This window comes from Desulfobacter curvatus DSM 3379 (genome assembly GCF_000373985.1).
GTDB classification, from domain to species: Bacteria; Desulfobacterota; Desulfobacteria; order Desulfobacterales; family Desulfobacteraceae; genus Desulfobacter; species Desulfobacter curvatus.
Genome location: NZ_KB892957.1, coordinates 58,079 through 72,062 on the forward strand (window position 1 = coordinate 58,079; position 13,984 = coordinate 72,062).

General features: G+C 46.8%; 10 protein-coding genes. 4 read left to right on the plus strand and 6 right to left on the minus strand.

The window, feature by feature from the left end:
* Positions 1–43: 43 nt before the first annotated feature.
* The 4 genes from B147_RS0105915 to B147_RS30090 all read right to left on the minus strand — a co-directional run bounded on the left by B147_RS0105915 (position 44) and on the right by B147_RS30090 (position 4,351).
* Positions 44–463, minus strand: coding sequence for a hypothetical protein (locus B147_RS0105915; protein WP_020586313.1), 420 nt, complete (start codon positions 461–463; stop codon positions 44–46).
* 106 nt (positions 464–569) lie between these two features.
* The gene (locus B147_RS0105920) at positions 570–1,628 is read right to left on the minus strand and encodes a cytochrome-c peroxidase (protein WP_020586314.1); all 1,059 of its coding nucleotides are present in this window, start codon (positions 1,626–1,628) and stop codon (positions 570–572) included.
* A 200-nt stretch (positions 1,629–1,828) separates the two neighbouring features.
* Positions 1,829–2,488 (minus strand): response regulator, encoded by a 660-nt coding sequence (locus tag B147_RS0105925; RefSeq protein WP_020586315.1) that lies wholly within the window; start codon positions 2,486–2,488, stop codon positions 1,829–1,831.
* Positions 2,489–2,584: 96 nt separating this feature from the next.
* Positions 2,585–4,351 (minus strand): sensor histidine kinase, encoded by a 1,767-nt coding sequence (locus B147_RS30090; RefSeq protein WP_169400700.1) that lies wholly within the window; start codon positions 4,349–4,351, stop codon positions 2,585–2,587.
* Between the two features lie 247 nt (positions 4,352–4,598).
* Here B147_RS30090 and B147_RS0105935 point away from each other — a divergent pair, with 247 nt between their 5' ends.
* Positions 4,599–5,738 (plus strand): ParM/StbA family protein, encoded by a 1,140-nt coding sequence (locus tag B147_RS0105935; protein WP_020586317.1) that lies wholly within the window; start codon positions 4,599–4,601, stop codon positions 5,736–5,738.
* 7 nt (positions 5,739–5,745) lie between these two features.
* Positions 5,746–6,507, plus strand: coding sequence for a nickel pincer cofactor biosynthesis protein LarB (gene larB, locus B147_RS0105940; RefSeq protein WP_020586318.1), 762 nt, complete (start codon positions 5,746–5,748; stop codon positions 6,505–6,507).
* A 4-nt stretch (positions 6,508–6,511) separates the two neighbouring features.
* Here the strand turns inward: larB and B147_RS30095 are convergent, their stop codons facing one another.
* Both B147_RS30095 and B147_RS0105950 read right to left on the minus strand, forming a co-directional pair.
* The gene (locus B147_RS30095) at positions 6,512–7,660 is read right to left on the minus strand and encodes a response regulator (protein WP_020586319.1); all 1,149 of its coding nucleotides are present in this window, start codon (positions 7,658–7,660) and stop codon (positions 6,512–6,514) included.
* Positions 7,657–10,218 (minus strand): response regulator, encoded by a 2,562-nt coding sequence (locus tag B147_RS0105950; protein ID WP_020586320.1) that lies wholly within the window; start codon positions 10,216–10,218, stop codon positions 7,657–7,659. Before B147_RS0105950 ends, B147_RS30095 begins: the two co-directional genes overlap by 4 nt.
* 383 nt (positions 10,219–10,601) lie before the next feature.
* On the opposite strand from B147_RS0105950, the gene ilvD reads away from it, so the two are divergent.
* Both ilvD and ilvB read left to right on the plus strand, forming a co-directional pair.
* The gene (gene ilvD, locus B147_RS0105955; protein WP_020586321.1) at positions 10,602–12,272 is read left to right on the plus strand and encodes a dihydroxy-acid dehydratase; all 1,671 of its coding nucleotides are present in this window, start codon (positions 10,602–10,604) and stop codon (positions 12,270–12,272) included.
* A gap of 11 nt (positions 12,273–12,283) precedes the next feature.
* Positions 12,284–13,975 (plus strand): biosynthetic-type acetolactate synthase large subunit, encoded by a 1,692-nt coding sequence (gene ilvB / locus B147_RS0105960; RefSeq protein WP_020586322.1) that lies wholly within the window; start codon positions 12,284–12,286, stop codon positions 13,973–13,975.
* Positions 13,976–13,984: the final 9 nt, after the last annotated feature.

Sequence of the window (13,984 nt, forward strand, 5' to 3'; positions counted from 1 at the left end):
GGCGTTGTTCGGATCTTATTTTTGGAGAAATCTTCAGCCGGGTCTAATCCCGGCCACCGACCGGAATATTGTCTATGACCATGATGTCCTGTGTTCCTATAAAGGCCTCACTGCCGGTCGTGTATCCGGTTAGTGTCAGTGTGTTATAATCGCCGATGCTCAGGCCGTCCAAAGTCTTTATTTCATCTGATTCAAATTTGGCAACAAAGTTGCCCCTGTCATCTGATTTCCACCAGTCTATGGCAACCCCGTTCAAAAACACACTCGCGCCGACCACCAGACTATAGGCAATGTCCGTATGAACCGTAACGATGGTACTGTTGCTCTGAATGTTGAGTACATTGGGAGACACATCGATCGCAATGTCAAAAGCGTAACACGGGGCAGGCATTTGCAGCACAAGCAATGAGATGGCCACAAAACCGCAAAAAAACAAACAAAAAGATTTCATTTTTTTTGCCATGGCTTTTTCTCCTGTGTTGGCTGCCTGCCCCGCGATTCCAGGCTTTACCTTCTGAAACGGCGAAGGCAGGCGCTCATAGTTTTTTTAACTTTTTAATTATCGATTATTAATAATCGTCCGTCAAGGTCATTAAAAATGCTTCGATCTTTACCAGATCCTCATCTGATAACTCCATGTTTCCGACTTTTGTTGACAGGTTGTCTGAAACTTCCGGTGTAAAACCGCTTCGGTCATTTATAAACTGAAGCATTTCCATGAGGGTTGGAAACATGCCGTTGTGGGAATAAGGGGCTGTAAGCGCAATATTGCGGAGGGTTGGGATTTTAAATTTACCGTTTTGATCCTCCTCTCCAACCACAGTCCCCAGACCGAAATCCGGTCCATCTGACGGAATTCCCGGGTTAGCCGGCACGCCGATATTGTCGTATTTGTAATTAGTGAATAGGGGAGCCGGCGCATTAACATTCTTTTCCATGGAATGGCAGGAGACACAGTTGACCGCGAAAAGCTCAGCCCCTGCCAGCTCCGCATCAGAAAATTTTGCCGTTGGATCGTCAAACTTTGAGGTAAACTTAGTCACATCTGTGGAGCGCTCATATGCAGCTATGGCGATGCCGAAGTTGTCATAGGCTGCGTCCACGTCATCAAGCGATCCAGTGCCGAAAACCCTGAGCCACAGGTTCAGGTAATCGGAATCCTTGATTACCTGAATCACCGCCTCTTTACTGGGCATGGCCATTTCAACCGAATTTAAAGGCGGACCCTGTGCCTGCTCGGCAAGTGGGTCACCCAGGGTCCAACCGGCTGCCCGGCCGTCCCAGAACATACCACCGACCCATTCATCACCGATTTTTTCCAAAATCGGACTAAACCCGGCATAGGCAGAAGAAGGCGCATTGCGTCCACCTTTGCTGACACCGTCTGCACCGGTTGAAACAAAATTGGTATCAGGATTTAAATAATTGGTGATATCTGCAAACCCACTGAAGTGGTGATGGCAGTTCCGGCAGGATTGGCTACCGTTAACTGACATGTTCTTGTCGTTATACAGCCGCATCCCGAGTTTTTCTACATCGGAATTGACTGTCGGTCTGCCGCCGGCAGCCCAGACTGCCGAAATCAAAAATAGAGAACTTACTAGAATACTTGCCAATTTTTTCTTCATGTTCCTCTCCTTTTAATATTTTTTTGGGTATAAAATAAAGTTGTCTGCCGCAAGGCAGAATGTAGCCTGACTTGATGAACATTAGGAGCCGATAATATCTCACTTTACCAGATGCGATTTTGAAAGAATATTGGCAAAATGCCTAGTTCAGGCATAGCCGATGGCTTAAACTTGCGGGTAAAAAGGGCTTTACGACGAGTTTACAGGGTAGTTATCCCTTCACGTATGGCAAATTTGGTCAACTCCGCAATGGAATGGACGCCGATCTTTTCCATGATGTTTCTTCGGTGGGCATCAACGGTTTTTGAACTTACATGGAGTTTTTCAGCGACCTCTTTGGTATTTTTACCTTCGGAGATCAATTGAAGAATTTCGCGTTCCCGATCAGTCAAAGTCTTCCGATTTATACGCCGATTTGTATCATTTTCAGGAACAAAGCGTGACAGAAACCCGTCCACAATGGTCCCTGCAATTTCAGGGCTGATGTAGACCTGTCCTTTTGCCACCAGGCGGATGGCTGCCACCAGTTCTCTTGCAATGCAATTTTTCAGAATATAACCGGACACACCCGCCTGGAACATCCCTTCAACAAAGCGTTTGTCCGAGTACATGGAAAGGGCCATAACTTTGGTATCGGGGGCCTCGGATAAGATCTTGCGGGTGGCTTCCATACCGTTTAAGTCGGGCATTGAGACATCCATGATCACAAGATCCGGTTTAAATCTTTTAACTGCTGACAGTGCCGCCCTTCCAGTATCAGCCTCGGCAAGCACAAAAAGATCCTTTTCCCGGTCAAGAAGCAGCCTTAGCCCTTCACGAATTACATGATGATCATCGGCCAGAATGATATTTATTTCCATGATGCTTCCTTTAAACGGTATTTTTTAAACTTATAAAATAGTCTGTGTAACGCAGAGCTTTCAACTTTATTTGCGGGCTTAAACCACGGAGGAAAATCAGGTCAGCCCGTGGCTGATATACGGGACCCTCAAAATTGCCCGGGTTCCCGCACCGGACTCAGACAGCACCAAGAACTTGCCGCCAATGGAGCTGAACCGTTCCCGGATGCTGAAAAGGCCGAACCCGATATTTTTATACTGTTTTTCAGGATCAAACCCAACCCCGTTATCCGTAACACGGATTTCAAAAAAATGCGCTTCTTGAGACAGGCAAACCGTCGTTTTTGAAGCATTTGCGTGTTTGATGATATTGTGAAGTAGTTCTCTTACTGTTCTGAAAATAAGAATACTCAAACTGTTATCCAGCCGATCTTCCTCCAGATCTCCCTCCAAAAGCATTTCGATGCCGCTTTCTCTGAAGGTGTTTTCCAATAGCCACTCCAAAGCCGGCTTTAATCCCAGTTCATAAAGTATCGGTGGGCTTATTTCGAAGGTCAAGGTACGGGTTTCCTGAATAATTTCTTCCAACTTATCTTCTATTTCTTTTATTTCCCCGGCCCGGCTCTTATTAACCGGCGTCCAAGACTCCTTGAGCATTGAGAGTTTTAACTGGCAGATCGCCAAATTTTGGCTGATCTGGTCATGAAGATCTGATGCAAGCCGTCTTCTCTCCCTTTCCTCCGTCAAAAGGAGTTTATAGGTGAGGTGCCGCAGCCGTGTCCGTTGGGACTGGAGTTCCTCTTCGTAACTTTTCCGCTCCCGGATTTCATGATTCAAACGGAGATTGGTTTGTTTCAAATTTTCATGAACCTGGGTCAGCTTGTTAAAAAGCGTTTGAAACTCACCGCATAAAATACCAATTTCATCATTCCGGTTTAAAAAGAGAGGAGATAGGGCCTGTTTTGAGTCTCCTAAAGATACGACCCTTGCCGTCAGTTTTCCCAAAGGATCAATCACTACCCGGTTCAATAAAAAAAACATCACAAGCAGCAGGATAAATCCGGCCAAAACAGTGGAAATCAAAACAAAAAACATGGTGTTCATTGCATATTTCATGATCTGCCGGGGAATTTCGGCCCGGATGATGAGGTCAGAGGAATCGGTCAGCCCCTTAAACACATCGTATACGAAAAGCATGTTTTTATCCTGTTCTTCAAATACGGGCCCGGGATTTTTTTGCAGACGTTCAAATATCGACCGGGATTCATCCGGCATAGACATGTCCTGTGAAAGCCAATATCGGTGGTCTACTTTAGTCTGGCCCTTAAGGGTTTTCATGTACCTCTCGTTTAGAAAGCGCCCCATGACCAGATAGCCTTTTGCCGGCCCGTGGTGAAGGCTTCGGATGACCGGCCGCGACGCCACAAGAAGTGGACCTTTTTCTGTGGCATAAACCCCGGCAACACTGCTTTCTATATCTTTTGTGTGGGCCATGAATGCATGGGACATTGGAATACGGTCGTCCGGGAGTTCGGTGATATTCAGTTCCAGGCCGGTTTCTAAATCCAGCATTTTTTTCCATAGGACATGGCCGTCCAGATCCAGAAGCATAACGAGGTTTAATCTGTTGTCGATAAAAGTTGTATGAACAAGATTCGACCGGATAAAGTCCATATTGGTGTTCTGAACGAAATCATACGCATCATCCCATGCCGCCCAGTCATGGACAAATTCGTCCAGGTAGTGAATTTCCCTTCTGAGAGCTTCAAGGCACCGGTTCATGTCTTTATCGGCTTCAAGCCTTTCCTGCAAAACAAAACTCGGGAAAACCACAAAGCACTCAATACCGCAGCTTAAAACACCGTACAAAAGCAGTATTGTCAACAAAACGCCCAAAATTTTTGTTTTTAATTTCATGGCTAATAGTATTTGATTACAAGGGTAGAATCAAGCGGCGGGATATGAGATGTTTCTTTCTTAATTTAGGGATGTAACCAGGGATTATGTTGTTTTTTTATATGTTGCCGCCCTGATTCCTTGACTGATTATGGGGACAGTGATAGCTTTGTCATGAAACAATTCCAAAACAGTTCACAACATATCCAAGCATATTACATCAGGAGGTCAAAACATGGAAATTATCGGTATAGATGTGGGGTTTGGTTTTACAAAAGCATATAACGGACAAAATTCGGTAATTTTCAAATCCCTGATCGGCGATGCGGCTGAAATTCAATTTATGTCATCCATGGGCGATGTTGCCTCAACGGCCAACCTGCATATCACCCTGGACAATAAGACTTATTTTTTAGGATCCCACGCCGAGCGCCAGTCCAGCCTGACCGAATATACCCTTGACCAGGAAAAAATGGTGGAAGAATTCATCAAGATTCTGGCCCTTGCAGCGGCAGGCACATGTTCCCAAACCCATGGCCCGATCAATGTGGTCACCGGCTTGCCTGTGGCATACTTAAAACGGGATACCAAGCGGCTTAAACAGATTATCCAGGGTGAGCACGAAATTATATATCATCACCAGGACGCACCGGATGAACACAGAAAACTTTCAATTGACAAGGTGCATGTCATTCCCCAGCCCATTGGTTCCATCTTTAACCTGATTTTTGACGATAACGGAAAAATCTGTGACAGAGATTTTGCGGCCTCCAAGCTCGGGGTGGTGGATATCGGTTTTAAAACAACGGATTTTTCCATTTTTGATCATCTTCAGTACATTGAAAGGGGCTCATCAACCATGGACACGGGGGTGTCCAAATGTTTTTCCGTGATTGCGGATAAGCTGCGCCAGGAAAGTGGGGTTAATATTGAACTTTACAAAATTTTTAAGTTCATCGAATCCGGCGTGATTAAAATCCGGGGCAAAGAGTATAATGTGATTAGTCTTAAAAAACGGGTGTATACCCATGCCGCCTCGGCCATTGCCTCTGATCTGAACCGGTTGTGGAAAAATGACTGGGATATTGACTCCATTGTCGTATCCGGGGGAGGGTCTATCCCTTTGGCCGAATTTCTGATACCATCTGTTGAAGGCAATGTGATCCCCATTCCCAAGAGCATTGACGCCAGGTTCAATAATGTTCAGGGATATTGTAAATTTGGTCATTACAAGTGGGGAAAAGACAAGACGATACCTTCCCGGCAGGCAGCGGCCCCCAAAGAGGAACCTTCAACCCGGGAAGAGGCACCTTCTTCGGAAGAAACAGATAAAGCAGGAAAAGGACTTGCCTGGTTAAGAAGGCAAAACGCTTAAACGTTATATGAACATTGATACATTAACTAAAATTCTTTCTATGGTAGCTGACGGTGCACTGCCTGTCGGCCAGGCGGCAGATCAATTAAAACATCTCTCATTTGAAGATATCGGCTGCGCTCATGTGGATCATCACAGAGCCCTTCGCAAAGGTTTCCCCGAGGTGATTTTCGGGCAGGGTAAAACTTCGGGACAGATTATTGCCATTCTTGAAAAACTGGCACAATCGGAAAATATCGTGCTTGTCACCCGCATTGACCCGGAAAAGGCAGAAATGGTTCTTTCACGGTTTCCCAATGCGCAATACTTTGATGACGCACATCTGTTAAAAATAGAAAAACAGCCCCCTGAGATTACAGGCCAGGGGACGATCCTTATTGTCAGTGCAGGAACCTCCGATATTCCGGTGGTCATGGAGGCATCTTTAACGGCAAAGGCCATGGGTAACCGGGTCGAAACGCTTTTTGATGTCGGGGTCGCAGGTATCCATCGCCTTTTCGCACATAAGGCCGACCTTGAAGAAGCATCTGTCATTATTGTTGCCGCAGGCATGGAAGGCGCCCTGCCATCGGTGGTGGGAGGTCTTGTCAAATCACCTGTCATTGCAGTGCCGACAAGTGTTGGTTACGGCACAAGCTTCAACGGCCTGACAGCCCTTTTGGGTATGCTGAATTCCTGCAGCTCAAATATTGCTGTGGTTAATATCGACAATGGCTTCGGGGCAGGTTATATGGCCTCGACCATTAACCATGTAGGCGTTGAAAAATAACGCATTATATTTGTTGGCGCATTTTGAGGGCTTCCTTATTTGACGGATCAATTCTCAAAATGCGGTTCAAATAGTCGTCTGTCTGGAGAATACGTCTATTATTGAAATGAATCTGGGCGATCTGAAGTTTGGTTTTAATATCCCCTCGCCTGTTGTTATCAACGGTGACAAAGCATTCCATGGCTTTCTCCTGATCACCGGTTTCAAGATAAATGGTGCCGGCTTTATACATCAAATCCATGTTGGAAGGATTATCTTTGATCGCCTCGGTAACAATCTCGGCCACAAACTCATATTCCTGGTTCTCCATGCAGATATTAATGATTTTTTCCTGAAGTCCCTTGCTGGATCGGCTTTTTGACATGATACGCGAAAAAAGCATTCTTGCCTCATTTCTAAAACCATTAATCAAAAGTGTTTCGCCCAACTGAACAGCGGAATCAAAATGTCTGGTGCTGAACGAAAGGATTTCCATGTAAAGCTTAGCCGCACGTTTAAAGGCGTGCTTATTGATGTACAACTTGGCCAGATGTCTTCTGGATATTGTATCCTGCCGGTTTACGGCAACGGCCTTTTGAAGACATTTTTCGCCAATTTCGTTTTTTTTGATCTCAAGGTATAAAAGCCCAAGTTTTCTTAAAATCCGTGATGCATTGGGTTTAAGCGCCAGGGCTTTTCGGGTTTCGTCTATGGCGCCTTCAATATTACCGGCTTCTTCACATGCTCTTGCCTCAAGCAGATGAAGTTTTGCCTTATCCGGGTGGTTGGCAGCCTCAATAACACTTTTTATCTTTGTGTCCAAAGCGGACAGGGTTAATGGTTTAAGAAGATACCCGTCCACTTCGTATTCTGCAACATCGGCCACAATATCGCGTTCGTTTTCGGCTGTAACCATAACAACAGGAATGTCCCTGATATTTTTGTCCCGGCGCAGGTTGGCCAGCATCTGGCTTCCGTTCATTTCCGGCATGTTCCAATCAACAATAAGTAAATCACAAGAAGAATTTTTCAGCGTACTTAAACCTGATCTCCCATTATCCGCAAACAAAAGATCTTTGCCGATTTCAAGATTCCGCAGCATTTTGCGCAGGGTCAGGCGCATACTTTTCATGTCATCCACAATCAGTATGGTCATGGTTTTAATATCAATCATAAAATGGCTTTCCCGTTAAACCGATTCAAATATTTCTTAAACATTTCGGATACAACCAATGGGTCCAAATGCGCACCCTTACCGGCCCGGGCTTCAATGTCAAAGGCGGCAAGTCTCAACTGCTCTGCATTTACATTGGCGGCAGCGCCTTTTAACGCATGGGCACAGGCTTTGACATGTTCAAAATCACAGGGCTCTTTTTTAACAGCCGCCACAAGGTTGTCAACAAGTCCTTCCACTTCCTGGAAAAAGGATGCAAGAACCTCTGCAGCCATTTCCTCGTCATTGCCGAAACGTTCAAGAAATCCGGTCCGGTCAAATACGGGTGCGGACGCATCGTTATCCTCCAGAGGAGTGACACTCCCCCCCTGTTCTTGTTTTTCAACGTTATGAATATCAGGTCCAGGCATGTCAAAATCCGGTGTTTCAAATGCCGCCGAAGCTAAGCTTTGCGACTTATACCGATTAATAAGTTCAATTAAAGCATGGGGATTGACCGGTTTTGAAATAAAATCATCCATGCCGGCTGCTTTACAGGCCTGCCGGTCCCTTTCAAAAGCGTTGCCGGTCATAGCAATGATGGGAGTTGCGACACGCTTTTCTGAGGATTCATATGCCCGGATTTGGCGACAGGCTTCATAGCCGTCCATTTCAGGCATCTGACAGTCCATGAAAATCAAATCGTATTTATTCGTCTTTGCCTTTTCAACAGCCTGGAGTCCGTTGGAGGCCGAATCGGTCAGGTATCCCTGTTTGCGTATAATTTCCTTAACCGTCACGACATTGGTTCCAATGTCATCCACGATCAAAATTTTAAATGCTCTTTTCCTGCGCTCTGCAAGGGCATACCGGGTAATAATGGCCTGGCGGCTCTTCTGGTAGGTTGGTGAAAGCACCGTATGGATGGCATCCTGGAGAATGGTCTCGTCCAAAGGAAAGCTTAAAAAGGCTGAAAAGCCCAGATCTTCAAATTCCCTTGCATCCCCCTGCTTGCCCACAGCCGTGACCAGAATACAGACAAGGCTGTTCAACTCAGTATCCCGGATGAATTCCCGGCCAAGATTTCTTGCATATTGATCAGACTCGCCAACCTCCATAATAACCACACGAAAAGGGGTTGAATTAGTTTTTGCAAGGGTAATATGTTCAATAAGTTGACTGTGTTCACACGTCTCATAATCAAACCCGATTTGGTTAAGCAGTTTAGTCAGACGGGTGCTGGGATACTGCTTGTCAGATACGGCAACCACTCTGATTCGGTTTACGGGAACAGCAGACAGGTCCTGGGCAATCTCCTCTGGCGGCTGTTTTTCAAAAGGCGCTTCAAACCAGAACGTGGAGCCTATCATTTCAATGCTGTCCACACCCACCTGACCACCCATGAGTTCAATGAACAATTTTGATATGAATAAACCAAGACCGGTACCGCCATATTTCTTCGTTATAGACGCATCGGCCTGAACAAAAGGTAAAAAAAGGCCTTTGAGTGCCTCCTCGCTGATACCGATGCCGGTATCATCCACGCTGAAATGGATCAGTGCATATTCTTCTTTGTCCTCTTTGAGTGACACAGTCAGAGTCACAGAACCGGCTTCAGTGAATTTAATTGCATTATTGGTAAAATTTAATATCACCTGGCGTATCCTGCCGATATCGCCTTTGATCAGTCTTGGCACATTCGTATCAATATTATAAGTAAACTCAAGTCCTTTTTGCCTGGCCTGCAATTGCGGTAAAGAGACAATATCCTTGACGGCGATTTCAAGATCAAAGGGGCGGATATCAAGTTCAATCTTGGCGGCTTCAATTTTGGACAGATCCAGAATATCATCAACAATGGTTAAAAGGGCTTTGGCGCTGTTATAGGCAGTGTCTGCAAAGCGTCTTTGCTCGGTGTCAAGCTCAGAGTCAAGAAGAACGTGAAGCATGCCTAAAACCCCGTTCATGGGATTTCGTATTTCATGGCTTATGTTGGCCAAAAATCGGTCCTTAACCTCAATGGCGTTTTTAGCCTCTTCTTGAACTTTCTGAGAAAATTCAAGAACCAATTGCTTTTCCATGATAAGTACCTGTTGTTTTTTGAGTATTAAAAACAATACAGATCCAATGCCGGAAAATAAAATGATAAAAAACACAAGGCGATATTCATTGAGATTCAATGCACCCGGACCCCAGGAGGGACCCCAATAGAAAAATGCAAGTAATGCTGAAAAAAAACAACATATAACAAAAAAACCGAATAAATCAGCAAATAGGACGGTTGCGGCCATAACCATGATGAAAAAAAAGAGACCAAGACTGAAAATGCCGCCGGTAAGACAGACAAACCAAGTGATATAGGTTGTGAAAATCAATAGAATAATGCGCCCCCGGATTACGGATCGGCTCACGGACGGCCCACTTAAAAAATGATATACGGCCCATATCAAACAGACCGTCGTAATTGATGGTGCAATCAGGGCAAGGGTTTTCCCATACAACCCCATCCCTGCCAAGCAGAATATAATTGCCGTTATAATGAATGACAGCCGGATTGATGGATCTTTATCAATGATCATGTCGCTTTGCGTCTGTTTAAATTTATGGTATTTAAGGTGTGAATATAAAAATAATATAACTGTCCGGCTGCTTGAATGTCAAACCCTAATTGGTTTCATTTGATCGCTGTTTGCCAGGTGGAAATTTAATTTGGGGAAGGTTTTATTTTTTCTTGACATTAATGTTATTTATATATAATTAATATTTTTAATTGAGAGTAAAGATTATGATTAAAACAAATATTATTAACAGCCTAGTGGTCCTTATTATCGTGGAGGTGGTTATTGTCACCTCCGGACGAAGGGGCGATTAGTGGCTTAAATAAGATTAATCAAAAAAAGCCGTTACCAGCCCCAAGGGGGGCAGGTAACGGCTTTTTTGCTTTTAGGAGACTTTTTAAAAAATGAAAAGAAGCCGCATTGCAACACAGGGCGTGGCAAGGGCACCCCACCGGGGCCTGCTCAAAGCGTTAGGATACACCGATATGGAGTTGAGCCGCCCCCTGATCGGGATTGCCAATTCCGCCAATGAACTGATCCCGGGCCACATGCACCTGGACTCCATTGTCAAAGCCGTCAAGGCCGGTATCTCCATGGCCGGCGGCACCCCCATGGAATTTTCCACCATTGGTGTATGTGACGGTGTTGCCATGAATCATATCGGCATGCACTATTCATTGGCATCAAGGGAGCTGATTGCCGACAGCATTGAAGTGACGGCAACAGCCCACCCCTTTGACGGTATTGTCATGGTGCCCAATTGCGATAAAATTGTGCCGGGCATGCTGATGGCTGCGGCAAGGCTTAACATTCCGTCCATTTTTGTCAGCGGCGGCCCCATGCTGGCCGGACGCCACCCCCATGACCGGTCAAAGAAAATTGACCTGATCACCATATTTGAGGCTGTGGGTGCCGTCCAAAGCGACAAAATGACAGAAGAAGAACTTTTGGAAATGGAAAATGCGGCCTGCCCCACCTGCGGGTCCTGCGCGGGCATGTTCACAGCCAACTCCATGAACTGCCTCACCGAGGCCATCGGCATGGGGCTGCCGGGCAACGGCACCATTCCGGCACCCATGTCCAGCCGGATACGCCTGGCAAAAGCGGCTGGTATGCAGATCATGAATCTGGTGGTGCACGATATTACCCCGGACAAAATCATGACCCGGCAAGCCTTTATGAACGCCCTGGCCGTGGATATGGCCTTAGGCTGTTCCACCAACACGGTGCTGCATCTTAAAGCAGTGGCCGGCGAAGCCGGTGTGGACATTCCCCTGGATTTAATTAATGAAGTCAGCAAAAAAACCCCCCATTTGTGCTCTTTAAGCCCCGGCGGAAAGGACCACATTGAAGACCTTGATGCAGCAGGCGGTATCCAGGCTGTGATGAAGGAACTCAGTGACAACAACATGATCGACACAAGTCTTTTGACTGCCACGGGTAAGACCATTAAAGAGAACCTTGAAAAAGTTAAGGTAAAATACCCGGATGTCATCAGGCCGGTGAACGATCCCTATCATAAGGAAGGCGGACTTGCCGTATTGTTCGGCAACCTTGCACCCGAGGGCTGTGTGGTTAAGCAGTCTGCGGTCCTGCCGGAGATGATGACCCACCAGGGGCCTGCACGGGTATTTGATTGCGAAGAAGATGCCAGTAACGCCATCATGGAACGGCAGATCAATCCGGGCGATGTCATCGTGATCCGGTATGAAGGGCCGGCCGGGGGCCCCGGTATGCGCGAGATGCTTACCCCCACATCAGCCATTGCAGGCATGGGGCTTGATGACCGGTGTGCCCTGATCACAGACGGCCGGTTTTCCGGTGGCACCAAAGGCGCAAGCATCGGCCATGTATCTCCGGAGGCTGCCCAGGGAGGCCTGATTGCCTTTGTTCATGAAGGCGATCAAATCAGCATTGATATCCCGAACAAAACCATTGAACTGATGGTATCTGAAGATGAACTGACCCGGCGAAAAGCAGACTGGAAAAAACCCGAACCCAAAATCAAAAAAGGTTATATGGCCCGTTATGCCAAGATGGTGACATCTGCCGGCAATGGCGCCATATTTAAATAAAGGAGCGGATAATGAAACTTACAGGGGCCCAAATCCTCATTAAGATGATAAAGGCGCAGGGCGTTGATACGATGTTCGGGTATCCCGGCGGTGCCACCATTGATATCCATGATGAAATTCTTAAACATGACGACCTGCGCCATATCGTGGTCAGACACGAACAGGGGGCCGTTCACATGGCCGATGCCTATGCAAGGGCGCATAAAACCACCGGCGTCGCACTGGTCACCTCGGGGCCCGGTGCGACAAATGCCGTAACGGGACTGGCTTCAGCCCATTGCGATTCCATTCCCATCGTAGTTTTTACAGGCCAGGTGCCCACAGGCCTTATCGGCAACGATGCGTTCCAGGAAGTGGACATTGTGGGTATTACGCGCCCCTGCACCAAACACAACTACCTGGTCAAAGATCCAAACAAGCTTGCGGAGATTATCCAGGAAGCCTTTTTCATTGCCGGGTCCGGCCGCCCGGGTCCGGTGCTGGTGGATCTGCCCAAGGATGTTGTCCAGGCTATGATTGATTTTCAAATGCCGGAACCGATAAAAATGCGCACCTACAGACCCAACTACAAACCCAATAAAAAGCAGATGGCAAAGGCTGTAAAGATGCTCAAAGAGGCCCGCCGGCCTGTTATGTTCGGTGGCGGCGGCATCATCTCATCCGGGGCAAGCAAGGAGTTTACCCGGATTGCAAAATTTGCCAATCTCCCGGTTACTGCATCCCTGATGGGACTTGGTGCCTTTCCGGGAACAGATGAGAATTGGCTTGGCATGCTGGGCATGCACGGCACCTACCGTGCCAATATGAGCATTGGCCACAGCGACCTGATTTTTGCGGCCGGTGTAAGGTTTGATGACCGGGTAACCGGCAACCTTGAAAAATTTGCACCGGATGCCAAAATCATTCAAATCGACATTGACCCCACATCCATCCATAAAAATGTTGATGTAGACTGCCCCATTGTCGGGGATTGCAAAATGGCTCTGGCTGATATTGCGGCCCTTATGGAAAAAGAAGCGCCTGAAAAATTTATGAACGACCGGGATGCATGGTTTAAGCGCATTAATGAATGGAAAGAGCTGACACCCTTAAAGTACGACCAGTCCTTTGACACCATCAAACCGCAATATGTGGTTGAAAAATTGTATGAGACCACCCAAGGCAAAGCCATTGTGACCACAGAGGTGGGGCAAAATCAAATGTGGGCGGCCCAGTACTATCATTTTGAAGCGCCCAACCATTTCATAACATCCGGCGGTCTGGGTGTTATGGGATTTGGCCTGCCCGCAGCCATCGGTGCCAAGGCTGCGGCCCCGGACAAAACCGTTGTCTGCATTGCAGGGGACGGATCAATCCAGATGAATTCCCAGGAGCTGATGACGGCTGTTGCTGAAAAGCTCGATGTTAAAATCGTTATCTTAAACAACCGTTATCTTGGCATGGTGCGCCAGTGGCAGGAATTTTTCTACGACAAAGTATATGCCGACACCAATATGGAGGCCCAGCCCGATTTTGTGAAGCTTGCCGAAGCCTACGGGGCAACCGGTTTCAGGTGTGACGATCCGGCCAAAGTGACCCAGACCCTTGAAACAGGCTTGAACACACCCGGCACTGTAATAATGGAGTTTGTTGTGGAACGTGAAGAATCGGTCTATCCCATGGTTCCGGCAGGCGGGGCCATCACTGACATGCTTCTGGTTTAAAAAGGAAAT